The following is an 18,540-nucleotide window of genomic DNA, read 5'->3' as shown; positions in this document are numbered from 1 at the left end:
CTTCCAAATTAAGTGGAGCTTATATTTTTAACAACTCCAGCGATTGAGTCTCTCGTTTAATATTGGACATTGCCGGATTGACTGGTTTTACCTGAAGCAAATCCCTTGAACAGGGTTGGCACTTTGGAATAGCGGGTATTCGTAATTTTCCCTTGAGATACACTGCTATCTGTACGCATAATAGCATCTTTCACATTGGAAATATTGGAGTTATCCAGCGTCATGTTAACTGCGAAGGTTGTTCCACCATTTTGACGTACCAGCTTGCCGATATCATCTGCACGGAAATTTTTGATGTTAATCGTTCCGGCTGCATTGATCTGGAATACTTTATCATAGGCCTTATACGCCGCACCGCCGGTAATGTTGACCGTTCCGGCCGACTTCAATGTGAGTGCATCCTCACCCACATCCTCCCAGACTACATTCGATATATTACAGTTACCATAACAGTGAACACCATCGGCAGCAGGGTATCCGATATTTACATTTTTGAGGGTAGCCCCTGCCTCCAGACGAAATACCGGTTTCTGATTCTCTGCTTGAGACCCGTCACCCAATGTGGAAGGATTGGCTACAAATGTTTTGCCTTGACCGTCATAAGTCGTGCCCGCTGGAACAATAATCGTTGAATTAACAACTGTAGGCGCAGCAGCAGCCGGAACCGCACCAAATATGGAAGCTACCAAACCAGCAGACAACAACAACGTCAACATTTTTTTCATTACTTTATTCCTCCCTTATTCTCTCGTTATTGGATCGTGTACAAGCCTGGGCTTGTACTGAAAGTTCGCATGAGGTGCACCTCTGCCTAACTCACAACCTAATCCTACCAAATAAGGAAGGTAACTAGAATAATCATTAGATCAGATATATCCTGACATCGCATAATGACTGTCATATCGGCATTTTTTTGCAAGTCAGGGTCTTTGAACAATATGCTGATATCAACCTCTGGTATGCTCATTTGTAACGTAAGTACCACTTACTTTAATCCCCAGTAAACAAGAAAGATCACTACATTTGTCTTTCAAATGTGTGATCTTAAATGGCTTCCAGCTTGCTGATATAAGATGTCAGGCTCCAAACCTCTGACGATAACCGCACTTTCGACACAACTCTTCCACAGCTTCCCGCTTGGAAAAGCCATATACCAGATTGTTCGCTCGCTCCCCTTCAATGATCTCTGAGAATGACTTCTCGTGCACATTACCCAGGTTAATCACACCCTCGCCATCGAGACAGCATGGAACCACCGTTCCATCCACTAGCACAGCCGCCTGACTACGCAATGCGTGGCAGAAGCCTTTGCCGTCATCTTCAGGTGCATCCAGACTTGGCCACTGGAACTCGTGGTCCTGATTCAGGTATACATTCGGAGCAATTTTGACGCCGCTGCCTGGAACCACTTTTTCCTCAATGCGGAAGTCCAGATTGAATTCACGTTCCAGCACTTCAAGGGTCTCCCGATTTCGATTCATCTGAGCATTCGTGAAGTTATCCTGCGTCAGATTCCACAGTCGGAATGAAATGATGACATTGTGCTTAACGGCCTCGTGTACAAAGGACAAAATATGACGCAGGTATCCGTCACGATCTGTTGAACCTTCGTGCCCATCGAAGCTGTGCAGGGAGAAGTTCATCTGACGCAGCGCCGGTTTACCAAGCAATTTATGCTGAGTCTTGGGCAGCAGTGTACCATTCGTTGTAATATTCACCTTGAGTCCCTTCTCGTGTGCGGAATCTAGCAGAAGATCTATTTTGGGATGCAACAAGGGTTCGCCTTTGACATGTAGATAAATATGATTGGTATGTGGTTTAACTTGTTCCAGTATATTGTTGAAGACTTCAGGGTCAATGAATCCTTTGGCACGCTGCGTCTGCGGACAGAAGCTGCAAGCCAGATTGCAGATACTCGTGATCTCAATATATACTTTTTTGAACGTTTTCAACTTGGGTCCCCATTCTGCCTAGGAGGGAGAACAATCCCACCTGCATTTTGTGATCCGGCCTGTACGGCCCATCCCTATTATATCGAGTTCATGAGCCAAGGTAAATCAGAGAACGGGTTTATCGGGTTGAGTCAAATGATTTGGCTAGTGCCAAATGAACAGATTCAATCGCATGAATATGTGTTGTATCAAATAATGGAACTTCTGAATCCTCTACTTTTACTAATAATCCAATTTCGGTGCAACCTAATATGACTCCCTCAGCTCCATCATCAACCAGCCTTTGAATCACCTTTTTATAATAATCCCTTGATAAGGGTTCAATTTTTCCTAAACATAATTCCTCATATATTATTTTATTGACAACTTTTCTATCCTCTTCATTCGGTATCAAAACCTTAATACCATTAAATTCAATTCGTTTTTTATAAAAGTCTTGTTCCATCGTATATTTGGTGCCGAGTAAACCAACCGTACTTATATGGGACTTATGAATTTGATTTGCTGTTGCATCAGCAATGTGTACGATGGGTAGTGTCACTTTTTCTTCAATATGTTTAATCACTTTATGCATCGTATTTGTACAAATTACAATCATTTCTGCTCCTGCCTTTTCCAAAGACTGGGCAGCATTCCCCAATAATTCACCAGCACTTTCCCAATCACCTTCAGCTTGATAACGCTCGACTTCTTCAAAATCCACGCTATATAAAATGCACTTGGCTGAATGCAATCCTCCCAATTTATTTTTCACTTCTTCATTAATAATTCGATAATATTCTAACGATGACTCCCAGCTCATTCCACCAATAAGACCAATCGTTTTCATATTACACTCACCCTTCCATTGATTACATCCCGAAAGCAGTATATAGAAATTCAGTAGATATTGTATCGTATCTATTTCATTAAATAAACCTGCCACAGTAAGAGGAGTTGAGGAAACTGGTGCAATTCCGGCAACGAATTAATGCTTCTGCCCGAATGATCTGGCTGTGCAATCCGAATAATCCGACCGGAACCATTTTCAGATCAGTACTCACATTCTTTCTGAGCGCCCCCTTTACATTCCACTTGCATGTGATATATGCTGAACACACAACTGCATATCTTGAACAATGCACTAGGGGAGCCTTACGGCTGAGACGAATCGATGATTCGGACCCTTTGAACCTGATCTGGATCATACCAGCGGAGGGAAGTGGAGCGGCCTTTCAGTAAGCAGATTTTTTCATGTTGATTATGAATTTTAATGTGAATTGAACTTACAGACCCACTCATTTCTCCGGAAATGGGTGGGTCTTTTTCGCGTTCTGCGGGCAGATCAGCAGGTGTAATGAAAGATCCCGCAGTTTGAAGTTGAATTTGGAATAACAAGGGGGAACAGAACGAGATGGATAATAACATAATCATTCACAACATGAGCTACGCTTTCCCGGGAAAAAGGGATTCCCCCGTGCTCTCCAATGTGTCGATGCGTGTTGCCAACGGCGAATTCGTCTCGCTCATCGGCTCCAGCGGCTCCGGTAAAAGCACCCTTTTCAAGCTGCTGGCAGGCCTGCTTGAGCCAACCCACGGAACCATTGAAATTCCTTGGGTCCCTGAAGGAAAGCGACTGGGGCAGGTGGCCTACATGCCGCAAAAGGACCTCCTGTTATCCTGGCGAACCGTCATGGAGAATTGCATGCTCCCCGCTGAACTTGCTCCAAGGCGACAGGATAAGGGAAAAATTCGCGCAGACATTATGGCAGGGCTCGACAGATTTGGCTTATCCGGCTACGCGCATGCTTACCCGGACGAGCTGTCGGGTGGCATGCGCCAACGTGTCGCGCTGCTTCGTACTTTGTTGACAGGTGGCCAACTCATGCTGCTGGATGAACCATTCGGCGCACTCGATGCCTTAACCAAACGCGAGATGCATCGCTGGCTACTGGAGCTGTGGGAAGATCTGGGCAAAACCGTGTTGTTCATTACGCATGATATTGAAGAGGCCCTGCTACTCAGTGATCGGATTATCCTGTTAACTCCGGGGAGCCAAGGCCAACCGCTACAAGATTTGACGGTACCTTTGCCACGTCCAAGACATTCGGACATGATCTACGAACCGGCGCTCGTTCAGATGAGACGACGACTGGAGGAACAATTGCATGCGAGAGAATAACTTGGGAAACTGCATGAAGAATAACGTAAGGGGTTGGCTTGACCGTCATGGTCTGTTTCTTTGGCTCCTGCTCTTGCTGCTTGTCTTCTGGGAGTGGATTGTGCGTATGGGATGGGTGCCCTCCTTCATCATTCCAGCCCCAACGGCGATTGCCAACTCCCTGTATGAGCATCGTCACCTCCTGCTGGCTACACATCTGCCTGCTACCTTGATGGAGGTTGTTGTTGGTTTTGGCTTGTCCATTGGTGCCGGAATTGCACTTGCAACTGGTATGCATATGAATCGGTCGATTGAAAAAGCGTTATATCCCTTCATCGTAATCAGTCAGACGATCCCGTTGATTGCCCTGTCCCCCGTCTTCATTCTATGGTTTGGCTACACGCTGTGGAGCAAAGTTGCGGTTGTGTTCCTGATCGCCTTCTTTCCCATTGTGGTGAGTACCTACGATGGACTTCGCCAAGGCGATCCAGAGCAGCGTGAACTACTGCTCACCATGGGAGCCAGCACGTGGGATATTTTTCGCAAACTCCAGGTTCCACTGGCACTTCCCGCCTTCTTCTCGGGGTTAAAGATGTCTGTGGTGTACTGCGTGGTTGGTGCAACGATAGGCGAATGGCTCGGTGGCAGTAAAGGTCTCGGATACTTCAGCCGCCGCATGTCCAGCAACATGAACACGGACGCGATGTTCGCCGCTATTGTGCTGTTATCCCTGCTCGGGATCGTTTTGTTTGTACTGATTGCCTGGCTGGAGAAACGGTTTGGCACTCGGCGCCATGAAGCGAAAAAATAGCTGGATAAAACGTAGAGAGAATTTAGATTTTAGATGTTACTACAAGAATTACGCTCTACACAACATAACTTATGCACCATTTCAGCAGCTAACTTCAATCAGTACTTTGTCATCTTGTCCGTTAACATACTGCTGTCCATTGTCTACAAACCCAAACGATGAAATGAGGAACTTCATTTATGACTAACAAAGGTATATACTCCCTGCTTCCCATTATGCTCATAAGCCTGTTGCTGATCGTTAGCGGATGCGGCAACACGGGTGCTGGCAAAAACACGCCAACAACAGAATCGGAAACCAATGCACAGCAAGCAAACTCGCCTGTAACAGAACCAGCATCAGACACCAAAGATAAACTGTCCATCATGCTCGACTGGTACCCCAATGCAGTACATTCCTTCATCTATGTAGCTCAGGAAAAAGGATACTTTGCAGACCAAGGTCTCGATGTCGACATTCAGATGCCTGCGGATACCAATGATTCACTCAAACTTGTTGCTGCCGGTAAAATTGATCTGGCTCTAAGCTATCAGCCTCAAATCTTGCTCGCGCGTAGTGAGAACATTCCTGTACGTTCCATTGCTGCTGTTGTTCGCCACCCGCTCGTACATCTGTTGACCGAAGCGAATGGCAACGTGCGTTCACCCAAAGACCTTGAAGGAAAGACGGTTGGCTATTCTTCGATTCCGCTGTATGACGCGATGGTACGGACGATGATCAGCCAAGATGGTGGCAACCCAGACAACATGAATCTGGTCGACGTTGGATTCGATCTGATTCCTTCCCTGGCTTCCGGACAGGCGGACGCGATTATGGGTGGTTTTATTAACCATGAACAATTGATTTTGGAGAAAGAAGGCCATGCCATGAAATCGATTAACCCTGTCGACTATGGCGTGCCTGATTATTATGAATTGGTCCTGACCGCAAGTGAAGCTGGTATGGAAGCCAAAAAAGAACAACTTACCCGGTTCGTCAAAGCGATCCAGGAAGGACAGAAATATGTCACGGAGCATTCAGAAGAAGCCTTGAATATTCTGCTTGCTCATGAGAATGAAACATCTCCGCTTGACCCGGAGATCGAAACCAAAAGCCTGGCTATTCTACTGCCGCTCATGAATGAAGAAGGTCAACCGTTTGGTCGGCAGGAAATGGAGTCGTGGGAGAATGTACGTGCATGGCTCGTTGCAACTGAAATGATTCCTGAATCGGTGAAAGCCGAGGATGCGTTTATAAATCTGCAAGGAGAGTAAGTAAAGAAAAGCCACGAGAATGAAGGGAAAATGACTAAAAGAAATGGATCGGCAAGTAAGAGGAATGAATAGAAAGTTAGCAAGGACGAGGCGTTAGGGGCAACAAGGTTTGCGAATGTAAAAGGTTTCCGTAATGGAACTGGCTGGAGCAAGGAGTGGAGAATCATAATCTTTAGTAATTCTACGTGACTTGATGTGCAATTGAGTACCTTGAAATGCATTTGGATGGCATGATATGCGATCGAGTACCTTGTATGCGTTTGGATGACATGGTATGCGATCAAGTACCTTGTATACGTTTGGATGACATAGTATGCGATCGAGTACCTTGTAAACGTTTGGATGACATGGTATGCGATCGAGTACCTTGTATACGTTTAGGCGGCTTGGAGCTATGCATTTGTTCATGTACATTAGAGCACATCTTCAAATCTACCGGGAGCTGAATCGCGTCCTAATGTGTTCGGAGTAGAGCATGCGGCGAGCGCTAACGAATCTGAGACGTCTTATTCGAGGATTTAAAGCAGTCTCAGAAATCTAAGGAATCTGAGACACGCAATATTAGAATAAACAGCCGTTTGCATCGTTTTAATCAAGGAATTCAGGGAAATAACGTGTCTGACGTTCCTTACATTTCAAAAGTAGGATTTGACAGACAAATAAGATGTCCCGGGTTCTTTAGAAACACCGTCTAAACCTGCGGAAGGAATTCGCCAAAAGAGCTACCAGCTTGGTTTAGGTTTGGGTTTCAAGACTATATTTGAACGCCAATTCCTTCACTATACCGCTTGCCTGAATTAGGAGACTTACCCTGGGTTCATTGCGTTGTTGTACTATCGCGTTTTTGTATTATTACTATTTTTTGCGAATTACATTTTTATGTGGCTCTACCTTTTAGCTGTTTCAATCAAGGCTAGATATTGATCGTTTGTTCTTCCATATCCAGTTACATTAATCCATCTTTATTGCATTATGAATTGGATTTATCTTTTACATCTGCTTTTACCGCTGTAACGTCTCTCGGTGTCTTTACACTATTCGCCCTGCTCAACACTGAGACTCATATCCTATTATTCTGTTGAGTGACTCTGCATATCAGGCTTCTGCCGGTGGCGTTACTTCAAAACAAGGAGGAAATTATATGTCTTATCTGAAACGTGTTCGTACGCAAAATCCGCTGGTACACAATATCACCAACCTTGTCGTTGCTCCCTTTACAGCCAATGGTTTGCTTGCACTTGGTGCATCCCCATTTATGGCCTATGCTCATGAAGAGGTCGCTGATGTTGCCAAGATGTCAGGAGCCGTGGTGCTCAACATTGGCACACTCGATGATAAAATCGTTCAGGCCATCCGTCTGGCAGGCCAATCGGCTAATGCGCATCATGTGCCTGTGGTGCTAGATCCCGTCGGCGCAGGCGCAACCGCCTATCGTACAGAAACCGTTCAGATGCTCGTTCGTGAGCTTCGCCTCACGGTACTGCGCGGCAATGTGGCGGAGGTTGCCAATGTCATCGGTGAGAGCTGGAGTATCAAAGGTGTGGACGCGGGATCAGGTGAGGGTGACCGGATCGGCATAGCGGAGCGGGCAGCGCATAAACTTGGCTGTGTCGTGGTCATTACCGGTAAAGAAGATATCATTACCGATGGACAATCTACATTCCTCACGAGTAATGGACATGCCCTGCTCACTCAGGTCACAGGTGCTGGCTGTCTGCTAAGTTCGGTGATTGGCGCTTTTACAGCCATTGCGGAATCCGAAGACGATCTTCCAGGCAGTGTTGTTGAAGCACTCGCTTTTTATGGCGTAGCGGCTGAACTGGCGGCAGAGAAGACGGCTCATCAGGGGCCGGGCAGCTTCCAGATTGAATTCTTGAATCAACTGGCACAAGTAACACCCGACCTTGTGGCAGAACGCGCACAGATTCGTCTGATCCGTGGAGGTGTGGTATGAGCATTCCTCAAGCCCTAACCATTGCAGGCTCCGATAACGGGGGCGGTGCAGGAATTCAGGCTGATCTGAAAACATTTCAGGAGCTTGGCGTATACGGCATGACGGTTATCACCGCTATTGCTGCACAAAATACAACAGGTGTACAGGGAGTCTTCCCCATCCCTTACGATGGCATTGCCCAGCAATTGGACTCAACCGGAGAAGACTTTCAGCCAACTGCGGTGAAGACCGGCATGTTATATAGTGCCGAGATTATTCGACTCGTCGCTGAGAAGTGGCAGCAATATGATTGGTCTAATCTGGTCATCGATCCCGTGATGGTCGCCAAAGGCGGAGCCCCCCTGCTCCAGCAGGAAGCTGTACAGGCGCTGATTACAGAGCTGTTGCCCCATGCCCTGATCACAACACCTAATATTCCGGAAGCCGAACTGCTTACCGGAATGTCCATCACGAATCTTAGTCAGCGGGAAGAAGCCGCGAGACGGATTGTACAAATGGGCTCGACGTATGCTTTGGTCAAAGGTGGTCATGATGAAGGAAGTGGCATGATCGTGGATGTAGTCTACGATGGGCAGTCTTTTCATTATCTGGAGAATGTTCGTGTGGTAACACGTCATACACACGGAACGGGATGCACGTACTCTGCTGCGATCACCGCAGAGTTAGCCAAGGGTTCACCTGTTCTGGCTGCCGTAACGACCGCGAGAGCATTCATTCAGGCAGCCATTGAAGACGAGCTGGGGATTGGGGCCGGACATGGGCCAACAAATCATTTTGCGTATCAGCGCAGACAGCGGGGTGAGCAGTGATGCGCCCTTGGGATGCAGAAGCGGTACAACGTGCGATGCAGGTGTATTTGGTCATGGGCAGCGTAAATACGACGCAAGACCCCGTCGAGGTGCTGCGCCAAGCCATTGCTGGCGGCATTACGCTATTCCAGTTCCGCGAAAAGGGAACTGGCGCCCTGATCGGCGAAGCTCGCATGACGCTTGCGATGCGGCTTCGCGAGGTGTGCAGCCAGCACGAGGTCCCGTTCATCGTGAACGATGATGTGGAGCTGGCTGTAGCGGTGGAGGCCGACGGCGTGCATGTCGGCCAGGATGATGCGGACGCGGCGCTGGTACGCGCCCGCATTGGCGCTGGGCGGATGCTTGGCGTATCCGCCCACGCTGTGGGTGAGGCGCGCCGTGCTGTGCAGGCGGGCGCCGACTACCTTGGCGTCGGGCCCATGTACCCGACGCGCTCCAAAGCGGATGCCCACGCTGTGCTGGGCCCCGCAGGGGTGGCGGAACTGCGCGCCGCAGGCATCGCAGTTCCGATTGTGGGTATCGGCGGCATTACGCCCGATACCACGGCCGCCGTGATGGCGGCTGGAGCCGACGGCGTAGCCGTCATCTCCGCCATCGCGGGCGCGGCCGATGTGTGCACAGCGGCTGCGCAGTTCGCTGCGGCAGTGCGCGGGATGCGGGCGTAGCCTTGCTTCCCTGCACAGCCAGCCCGTGGGCTGCACCGAATACATGGTGCAGCCACAACCCACAACCAATCGCTCTCCTCTCCATAACAGAGGAGCTCCACAACACCCCGGCGGCGCGGCAGCAACTCATGTCTTCGACATCAAAGCGCAGCCGCCACCCTACAGTGACTGAATAATACAATTATTTCGTCCACCTATTCACATCTAGCCATATCTAGCCACATTCCAATCAGCCCTAGTCACATCCAGTAACCAATCCATGATCAAGATGCAGCTTCCTGCCGCATCTTTTTTTTTCATTTTCAACTGTTGACTCTCACGTAACGTGACACTGTACAATCAGTGTTGTAAGGAGGTTTCACTCATGGCCATGAAGGTAAAAGAAGTTGCTGAACTTGCCTCAATCAGTGTGCGCACACTGCATCACTATGATGAGATCGGGCTATTAACTCCGGACGAAGTAACTGCTGCCGGGTATCGATTATATTCAGACGCCAACCTGGAACGATTGCAGCAGATTTTGTTTTTCAAGGAACTCGACTTCTCTCTGAAGGAGATCAAATACATTATAACCAACCCCTCCTTCAATCCGGAAGAAGCACTTAAAATGCATCGACTTATACTGCTGGAGAAGCGCCAACGCTTGGACCAGATGATTGCTACCATTGATAAAACAGTCCTACACGTGAGAGGAGACATTAAAATGACAGCCAAAGAACAATTCGAAGGATTTAATTTTAGCCAGAATCCGTATGAACAGGAAGCGCGCGAACGGTGGGGAGACCATGCTGTAGACCAGGCAAATCAGAAGCTGTACAGTAAATCAACCACGGCGCAGAAAGCGCTATCCGATCAAATGAACGAAATCTACAAACATCTGGCTTCACTTCGTCACACAGAACCGGCATCTGCGGAGGCACAGTCTGGCATCAAAGAGTGGTACACTTGGCTAAACCAAATGGGAAGCTACTCGCCTGAAGCCTTCAGAGGACTTGGTCAGATGTACGTGGACGATGAGCGCTTCACGCGTAATATTGATCAGTTTGGCGATGGTTTGGCAGTATTCATGAGAGATGCTATGGCTGTATTTGCTGACCAAAACAAATAATATAGCCCTGTCTTCAAACACAAGCAATATATTCACTCTCATTGCCATCAGATGAGCGCTGTAAACGATCGTCTGTAACTTGGACCTCTGTCCTATAGTGGTAAACGTTATCTCTCGTCATCAGCCTTATTCGCTGTATATGAGATCAGGATATTATAACCTTCCTCCTGCGTTGGTTATATCGTTCTTGGAATTAACCTTATGAACAAGCTGGATATATCCTAGGTACGTTGCAAATAATTTGATCCATCCAAGTTATTACATCAGTTATGAGCCATAACCCGCCTACAGCCTAGTAAATACATAAAAGGACGTACGCCCTCTCAGGCGTTACGTCCCTTTTATGTATTCAAGTACCTCAGCCGCAATGTGAACTAGCCTAACTGCTGATCACTCTGAGTACTTTATGAATATCTTTTAAAGTAGATGCTCTTTACTACTTTCTGCTCCCCGTCCTTCGATATAACTTCACCAGATGCTTAGGATGATGAGCATTAAGTTTCTTCTGTCAGACGTCCTTCATTTTGCTACCAGCGTCCACCGTCTATCGGATTAAGCTCTTGGCGCGTGATCCGATGAAGTTGCGTCTGAAGCCAGACTGGTTCTCGCCATCCGACCAGGAATCTGCCATGCAGATACAATCGCAAGCACAATGAATAACAAATCAATCGGTTGACTGAAATAGTCCTGGAAGGTTTCTGCAAACGCGCTGATCATCTCGCTATCAAACACGAGTTCCATCACGCTTACATCGCCAAACAGTTCGGAAGTAAAATAAACCACCGTCAGATATTTCCCCAGCAAAATGCCAACGAGCGCAAACAGTACGGCAATAACTTTATGTACTGTCGCAATTCGTTTATTGGAGAACAATACAACGGCGTAACCCGTGAGTGCTCCAATCAAAATCGCAATCAATCCTACCTCATACTCGGTCATTGCAGCAATTGCCGCCCAGACGATGCCCCCAAGAATGGCTGCAATTAAGCCACCAATGATGGGCATACCAATTTTAACTCCTTGTTTCTCTTCCACGTTGTCTTTCCCTCCTGAGTCATGCATATGCTTCTTTTCCAGAATTCACCTTTCCTATGAAACCACAAAAAGGCCTATTACTCAACATTTTTCTACTGTTGACCATAAAAAACATCCCTTCCATCAGCATAATAGCCGTAGAAGGGATGTTGTCCGTATCTATATTTTAGATATAACCACTGTAATTCAGAAAACTACATTGAAAAACGCATTCTCTCTTATCTTTGCGCTTCCTTGGCAGGCTGAATGACAGCTGCAATCTGTGCCAAAATAGCATCCACCGATGCCGGATCATGCACATCATACTCATCAATGTTCAGACGCAGCACAGGGCAAGCCGTAAACTGATCAATCCACACAGAATAACGCTCATGCATGTGTTCCCAGTATGAGCGATCCGTCTGAATCTCCATCTCGCGTCCGCGTTCCGTAATACGGTTTAAAATTGAAGGCAGACTTCCTTCCAAATAGATCAGTACATCTGGATGTGGGAAATACGGTGTCATCACCATCGCTTCAAACAAACTGCTGTATGTCTCGAAATCTGTAGCAGACATGGTTCCTTGATCTGCATGCATTTGTGCAAAAATGCCCGTATCTTCATAGATGGAACGATCCTGTACGAATCCCCCACCCAGTTCAAAAATCTTTTTCTGTTCCTTGAAGCGCTCTGCCAGGAAATAAATCTGCAGATGGAAGCTCCAACGCTCAAAGTCATGATAGAACTTCTCCAAATATGGATTATGATCCACTTGCTCCAAAGAAGTCTTGAAATTCAAGCGCTGTGCGAGTGCAGCTGTTAACGTGGATTTACCCACTCCAACCGTACCTGCTACCGTAATTAATGCATTCGTTGGAATGCCATAGTTATTCATATAATATACTCCTTTACCTGATTAACAATTTGCCTGAAGTGTTCAGGATGTTCCACAAAGTCAAGTTGCTCTGCATTGACCTTAATGATTACTGGCGGATTTGAGCTATTCGCAAGATAGTCCATACCTGTTTTGTAATCAGCGATCAGTTGTTCCATATATGCCGGGTCCATGTCCTGCTCAAATGAGCGTCCACGCTTGTTAATGCGGTACATCAGCGTATCGAGTTCAGCTTCAATATAAAGCACCAGATTGGGCTTGGGCAGATCATCTGTTAACAGATGATAAATTTGACGGTATTTATCCCGTTTCGTTCCTTTTAAGGTACGATCGGCAAAAATCATATTTTTATAAATATGGTAGTCCGAAATAACTGGGGTATTCTGCTCTACATAATGAGCACCCGTGTCTTCCAGTTGTTTAAACCGATTACACAGAAAGAACATTTCCAATTGGAAACTCCACTCGTCGATATCCTGATAAAAGGAAGCCAGAAATGGATTCTCTTCTACAATTTCTTTAACTAACGGAAGATTCAATTCATGGGAAAGCATCGTTGCCAGCGTTGTTTTCCCCGCTCCGATCGGACCTTCCACGGCAATAAACGGGGCTGATTTCATTGTGTTCACTGTTCCTCCTCGTACTTATGCGTGTTTCCGTTTTCTATATAGACCTCACCTATTGTATCACAGCTTTAAGGATTGGAACGCCAGTATTTTATGTATATAACAAGTCAAATCAGAACCAATGAATTACATTAAAATAAAAAAAGACACACTCGATATGATCAAGTGTGTCCTTCGATTGCTTGGCGGCGTCCTACTCTCCCAGGACCCTGCGGTCCAAGTACCATCGGCGCTAGAGGGCTTAACGGTCGTGTTCGGGATGGGTACGTGTGGAACCCCTCCGCCATCGCCACCAAACGCATAGCTTACATTTCAGAGATCGTTCTCTGAAAACTAGATTCGAAACGAAACATGCGAACTACAACTTGCTATTGGATAAGCCCTCGACCGATTAGTACTGGTCAGCTCCATGCATTGCTGCACTTCCACCCCCAGCCTATCTACCTCGTCGTCTTCAAGGGGTCTTACATACTGGGAAATCTCATCTTGAGGGGGGCTTCACGCTTAGATGCTTTCAGCGTTTATCCCGTCCGTACATAGCTACCCAGCGGTGCTCCTGGCGGAACAACTGGTACACCAGCGGTACGTCCATCCCGGTCCTCTCGTACTAAGGACAGCTCCTCTCAAATTTCCTACGCCCACGACAGATAGGGACCGAACTGTCTCACGACGTTCTGAACCCAGCTCGCGTACCGCTTTAATGGGCGAACAGCCCAACCCTTGGGACCTACTTCAGCCCCAGGATGCGATGAGCCGACATCGAGGTGCCAAACCTCCCCGTCGATGTGGACTCTTGGGGGAGATAAGCCTGTTATCCCCAGGGTAGCTTTTATCCGTTGAGCGATGGCCCTTCCATGCGGTACCACCGGATCACTAAGCCCGACTTTCGTCCCTGCTCGACTTGTAGGTCTCGCAGTCAAGCTCCCTTATGCCTTTGCACTCTTCGAATGATTTCCAACCATTCTGAGGGAACCTTTGGGCGCCTCCGTTACTCTTTAGGAGGCGACCGCCCCAGTCAAACTGCCCACCTGACACTGTCCCCGCACCGGATTACGGTACCAGGTTAGAACCTAGATACGATCAGGGTGGTATCCCAACGTTGCCTCCACGCAAGCTGGCGCTCACGCTTCAAAGGCTCCCACCTATCCTGTACAGATCGTACCCAAATTCAATATCAAGCTGCAGTAAAGCTCCATGGGGTCTTTCCGTCTTGTCGCGGGTAACCTGCATCTTCACAGGTATTAAAATTTCACCGGATCTCTCGTTGAGACAGCGCCCAAGTCGTTACGCCATTCGTGCGGGTCAGAATTTACCTGACAAGGAATTTCGCTACCTTAGGACCGTTATAGTTACGGCCGCCGTTTACTGGGGCTTCGGTTCACAGCTTCGGATTGCTCCTAACCACTCCCCTTAACCTTCCAGCACCGGGCAGGCGTCAGCCCGTATACTTCGCCTTACGGCTTCGCACAGACCTGTGTTTTTGCTAAACAGTCGCTTGGGCCTTTTCACTGCGGCCCCCTCGTGCTATTCACACTACCGGGGCACCCCTTCTCCCGAAGTTACGGGGTCATTTTGCCGAGTTCCTTAACGAGAGTTCTTCCGCGCGCCTTAGAATACTCTTCTCGCCTACCTGTGTCGGTTTGCGGTACGGGCACCTTCACCTGGCTAGAGGCTTTTCTTGGCAGTGTGAGATCATGACCTTCGCTACTACAATTTTCGCTCCCCATCACAGCTCAGCCTTACGATGTGCGGATTTGCCTACACATCAGCCTCACTGCTTAGACGGACATCCATCAGTCCGCGTCACTACCCTACTGCGTCCCCCCATTGCTCATAACGGCTTACGGTGGTACAGGAATTTCGACCTGTTGTCCTTCGACTACGCCTTTCGGCCTCGCCTTAGGTCCCGACTTACCCTGAGCGGACGAGCCTTCCTCAGGAACCCTTAGGCTTTCGGCGGATCAGATTCTCACTGATCTTTTCGTTACTCATACCGGCATTCTCACTTGTATAATGTCCAGCGCTCCTTACGGTACACCTTCAACCCTTATACAACGCTCCCCTACCCCTGATGCAAGCATCAAGCCATAGCTTCGGTGGTGTGTTTAGCCCCGTTACATTTTCGGCGCAGAGTCACTCGACCAGTGAGCTATTACGCACTCTTTCAATGGTGGCTGCTTCTAAGCCAACATCCTGGTTGTCTGTGCAACTCCACATCCTTTCCCACTTAACACACACTTGGGGACCTTAGCTGATGGTCTGGGCTGTTTCCCTTTTGACAATGGATCTTAGCACTCACTGTCTGACTCCCGGAAGTAAGTCTATGGCATTCGGAGTTTGACTGAGCTTGGTAACCCTTGCGGGCCCCGCACCCAATCAGTGCTCTACCTCCACGACTCTGTTTTCCGAGGCTAGCCCTAAAGCTATTTCGGGGAGAACCAGCTATCTCCGAGTTCGATTGGAATTTCTCCGCTACCCCCACCTCATCCCCGCACTTTTCAACGTGCGTGGGTTCGGGCCTCCAGTGCGTGTTACCGCACCTTCACCCTGGACAGGGGTAGATCACCCGGTTTCGGGTCTACGTCCACGTACTATGTCGCCCTATTCAGACTCGCTTTCGCTGCGGCTCCGGCTCTTCACCTTAACCTTGCACGGGAACGTAACTCGCCGGTTCATTCTACAAAAGGCACGCCATCACCCCTAAAACGGGCTCTGACTTTTTGTAAGCACACGGTTTCAGGTTCTATTTCACTCCCCTTCCGGGGTGCTTTTCACCTTTCCCTCACGGTACTGCTTCACTATCGGTCGCTAGGAAGTATTTAGCCTTGGCAGATGGTCCTGCCGGATTCATACGGGGTTTCACGTGCCCCGCACTACTCGGGATCCGTCTCGGAGAGAATCAACTTTCAATTACAGGGCTTTTACCTTCTTTGGCGGGCCTTTCCAGACCTCTTCGTTTAACTGACTCCTTTGTAACTCCATGTGAGACGTCCCACAACCCCAAAGAGCAAGCTCTCTGGTTTGGGCTTCTCCGCGTTCGCTCGCCGCTACTGACGGAATCACTATTGTTTTCTCTTCCTCAGGGTACTTAGATGTTTCAGTTCCCCTGGTATGCCTCTACACAACCTATGTATTCAGTTGTGAGTAACTGGAAATTACCCCAGCTGGGTTTCCCCATTCGGACACCCCCGGATCAAAGCTTGCTTACAGCTCCCCGAGGCAGTTTCGTTGTTCGCCACGTCCTTCATCGGCTCCTAGCGCCTAGGCATCCTCCGTGTGCTCTTAGTAGCTTAACCATTGCGCTCGTGTTCGAGCTGTCGCTCCGCTTGGTTTGCTTGCGCAAATCCAAAAGTCGCTCCATTTCGATCACTCGCTCCAGCAATCTACCGTTTTTATTTAAACTTGTTATACACAAGTTCAGCTAAAAAGGAATGTTCTAATTCGCATTTACTTTCGTTTCGATATCTAGTTTTCAAAGAACAAGCTCCATGCAAAAGCAAGCTGTTTGAGAGTTTGAGCTCTCAAAACTGAGCAACGAGTGAGTAACTAGCCGACCTGGCTAGTTTGTGCAGATCCAGTCTGCTATTTGAATGTTTCCACGCGGGAAACGATTCTCCATAGAAAGGAGGTGATCCAGCCGCACCTTCCGATACGGCTACCTTGTTACGACTTCACCCCAATCATCTATCCCACCTTCGGCGGCTGGCTCCTTGCGGTTACCCCACCGACTTCGGGTGTTATAAACTCTCGTGGTGTGACGGGCGGTGTGTACAAGACCCGGGAACGTATTCACCGCGGCATGCTGATCCGCGATTACTAGCAATTCCGACTTCATGCAGGCGAGTTGCAGCCTGCAATCCGAACTGAGACCGGCTTTTTAGGATTCGTTCCACCTCGCGGCTTCACAGCCCGTTGTACCGGCCATTGTAGTACGTGTGTAGCCCAGGTCATAAGGGGCATGATGATTTGACGTCATCCCCACCTTCCTCCGGTTTGTCACCGGCAGTCACCTTAGAGTGCCCACCCGAAGTGCTGGCAACTAAGATCAAGGGTTGCGCTCGTTGCGGGACTTAACCCAACATCTCACGACACGAGCTGACGACAACCATGCACCACCTGTCTAGCATGTCCCGAAGGAAAGGACTATCTCTAGCCCGGTCATGCTGATGTCAAGACCTGGTAAGGTTCTTCGCGTTGCTTCGAATTAAACCACATACTCCACTGCTTGTGCGGGTCCCCGTCAATTCCTTTGAGTTTCAGTCTTGCGACCGTACTCCCCAGGCGGAGTGCTTAATGTGTTAACTTCGGCACCAAGGGTATCGAAACCCCTAACACCTAGCACTCATCGTTTACGGCGTGGACTACCAGGGTATCTAATCCTGTTTGCTCCCCACGCTTTCGCGCCTCAGCGTCAGTTACAGCCCAGAGAGTCGCCTTCGCCACTGGTGTTCCTCCACATATCTACGCATTTCACCGCTACACGTGGAATTCCACTCTCCTCTTCTGCACTCAAGTCACCCAGTTTCCAGTGCGATCCGGGGTTGAGCCCCGGGATTAAACACCAGACTTAAATGACCGCCTGCGCGCGCTTTACGCCCAATAATTCCGGACAACGCTTGCCCCCTACGTATTACCGCGGCTGCTGGCACGTAGTTAGCCGGGGCTTTCTTCTCAGGTACCGTCACCTTGAGAGCAGTTACTCTCCCAAGCGTTCTTCCCTGGCAACAGAGCTTTACGATCCGAAAACCTTCATCACTCACGCGGCATTGCTCCGTCAGGCTTTCGCCCATTGCGGAAGATTCCCTACTGCTGCCTCCCGTAGGAGTCTGGGCCGTGTCTCAGTCCCAGTGTGGCCGATCACCCTCTCAGGTCGGCTACGCATCGTCGCCTTGGTGAGCCGTTACCCCACCAACTAGCTAATGCGCCGCAGGCCCATCCCCAAGTGACAGATTGCTCCGTCTTTCCAGTTTCCTTCAGGCGAAGAAAACAATTATTCGGTATTAGCTACCGTTTCCGGTAGTTGTCCCAAACTTGAGGGCAGGTTGCCTACGTGTTACTCACCCGTCCGCCGCTAAGTCTCAAAGAAGCAAGCTTCTTATCAACTCCGCTCGACTTGCATGTATTAGGCATGCCGCCAGCGTTCGTCCTGAGCCAGGATCAAACTCTCCAATAAAGTATTGAAAAGAGCGATAAGCTCATTTTGAATCTGACGAGATTAAAATCTCAATTGTGCTCCAGTCGATCCAAGCCAAGGCTTGTCTCAAACTTTCGCGTTCATTCTGCAAGCAGAATGTTTACTCACTCGTTGTTCA

13 protein-coding genes, 3 rRNA genes and 1 riboswitch are annotated in these 18,540 nt (G+C 48.5%); of the genes, 7 read left to right on the top strand and 9 right to left on the bottom strand.

Annotated elements, in window-relative coordinates; all coding sequences use genetic code 11:
* Positions 1–56: 56 nt before the first annotated feature.
* The 3 genes from MKY85_RS04505 to MKY85_RS04495 form a co-directional block, all read right to left on the bottom strand.
* Positions 57–725 (bottom strand): pectate lyase, encoded by a 669-nt coding sequence (locus MKY85_RS04505; RefSeq protein ID WP_339239716.1) that lies wholly within the window; start codon positions 723–725, stop codon positions 57–59.
* Between the two features lie 351 nt (positions 726–1,076).
* The gene (locus tag MKY85_RS04500) at positions 1,077–1,952 is read right to left on the bottom strand and encodes a radical SAM/SPASM domain-containing protein (RefSeq protein ID WP_253430463.1); all 876 of its coding nucleotides are present in this window, start codon (positions 1,950–1,952) and stop codon (positions 1,077–1,079) included.
* Between the two features lie 118 nt (positions 1,953–2,070).
* Entirely contained in the window at positions 2,071–2,781 is a 711-nt protein-coding gene (locus tag MKY85_RS04495; protein WP_342571909.1) for an aspartate/glutamate racemase family protein, read from the bottom strand.
* 286 nt (positions 2,782–3,067) lie between these two features.
* Positions 3,068–3,169, top strand: a riboswitch (TPP riboswitch).
* A gap of 176 nt (positions 3,170–3,345) precedes the next feature.
* Between MKY85_RS04495 and MKY85_RS04490 the strand changes: the two genes are divergently transcribed.
* The 7 genes from MKY85_RS04490 (at position 3,346) to MKY85_RS04460 (ending at position 10,692) form a co-directional block, all read left to right on the top strand.
* Positions 3,346–4,113, top strand: coding sequence for an ABC transporter ATP-binding protein (locus MKY85_RS04490; protein ID WP_342571908.1), 768 nt, complete (start codon positions 3,346–3,348; stop codon positions 4,111–4,113).
* A complete protein-coding gene (locus tag MKY85_RS04485; protein WP_342571907.1) occupies positions 4,100–4,903 on the top strand; it encodes an ABC transporter permease in 804 nt (267 codons plus the stop codon). The genes MKY85_RS04490 and MKY85_RS04485 overlap by 14 nt, the downstream gene beginning before the upstream one ends.
* Positions 4,904–5,082: 179 nt before the next feature.
* Complete coding sequence (locus tag MKY85_RS04480; RefSeq protein WP_342571906.1) at positions 5,083–6,156, top strand: ABC transporter substrate-binding protein; 1,074 nt, start codon at positions 5,083–5,085, stop codon at positions 6,154–6,156.
* A 1,141-nt stretch (positions 6,157–7,297) separates the two neighbouring features.
* On the top strand, positions 7,298–8,110 hold the full coding sequence (thiM, locus tag MKY85_RS04475; RefSeq protein WP_339258943.1) for a hydroxyethylthiazole kinase: 813 nt from the start codon (positions 7,298–7,300) through the stop codon (positions 8,108–8,110).
* Positions 8,107–8,919 (top strand): bifunctional hydroxymethylpyrimidine kinase/phosphomethylpyrimidine kinase, encoded by an 813-nt coding sequence (thiD, locus tag MKY85_RS04470; protein WP_339258941.1) that lies wholly within the window; start codon positions 8,107–8,109, stop codon positions 8,917–8,919. The genes thiM and thiD overlap by 4 nt, the downstream gene beginning before the upstream one ends.
* Positions 8,919–9,584: a thiamine phosphate synthase gene (gene thiE, locus MKY85_RS04465; protein ID WP_342571905.1), complete on the top strand. Its 666-nt coding sequence runs from the start codon at positions 8,919–8,921 to the stop codon at positions 9,582–9,584. Before thiD ends, thiE begins: the two co-directional genes overlap by 1 nt.
* 364 nt (positions 9,585–9,948) lie before the next feature.
* A complete protein-coding gene (locus MKY85_RS04460) occupies positions 9,949–10,692 on the top strand; it encodes a MerR family transcriptional regulator (protein WP_342571904.1) in 744 nt (247 codons plus the stop codon).
* A 552-nt stretch (positions 10,693–11,244) separates the two neighbouring features.
* On the opposite strand, the gene MKY85_RS04455 is transcribed toward MKY85_RS04460, so the two are convergent.
* The 6 genes from MKY85_RS04455 to MKY85_RS04430 form a co-directional block, all read right to left on the bottom strand.
* On the bottom strand, positions 11,245–11,727 hold the full coding sequence (locus tag MKY85_RS04455) for a hypothetical protein (RefSeq protein WP_339239695.1): 483 nt from the start codon (positions 11,725–11,727) through the stop codon (positions 11,245–11,247).
* A 218-nt stretch (positions 11,728–11,945) separates the two neighbouring features.
* Positions 11,946–12,602 (bottom strand): deoxynucleoside kinase, encoded by a 657-nt coding sequence (locus MKY85_RS04450; RefSeq protein WP_339239693.1) that lies wholly within the window; start codon positions 12,600–12,602, stop codon positions 11,946–11,948.
* A complete protein-coding gene (locus MKY85_RS04445) occupies positions 12,599–13,222 on the bottom strand; it encodes a deoxynucleoside kinase (protein WP_017690540.1) in 624 nt (207 codons plus the stop codon). Before MKY85_RS04445 ends, MKY85_RS04450 begins: the two co-directional genes overlap by 4 nt.
* A gap of 186 nt (positions 13,223–13,408) precedes the next feature.
* Positions 13,409–13,525: ribosomal RNA gene (gene rrf / locus MKY85_RS04440) — 5S ribosomal RNA — on the bottom strand.
* Positions 13,526–13,599: 74 nt separating this feature from the next.
* Positions 13,600–16,524: ribosomal RNA gene (locus tag MKY85_RS04435) — 23S ribosomal RNA — on the bottom strand.
* Between the two features lie 325 nt (positions 16,525–16,849).
* Positions 16,850–18,401 (bottom strand): 16S ribosomal RNA (locus MKY85_RS04430).
* Together the 16S, 23S and 5S rRNA genes form the textbook arrangement of a ribosomal RNA operon.
* Positions 18,402–18,540 lie beyond the last annotated feature (139 nt).

Source organism: Paenibacillus sp. FSL R5-0749, assembly GCF_038595085.1.
In the GTDB taxonomy this organism is placed as follows: domain Bacteria; phylum Bacillota; class Bacilli; order Paenibacillales; family Paenibacillaceae; genus Paenibacillus.
This window is presented reverse-complemented; position numbering and strand designations above follow the sequence as displayed.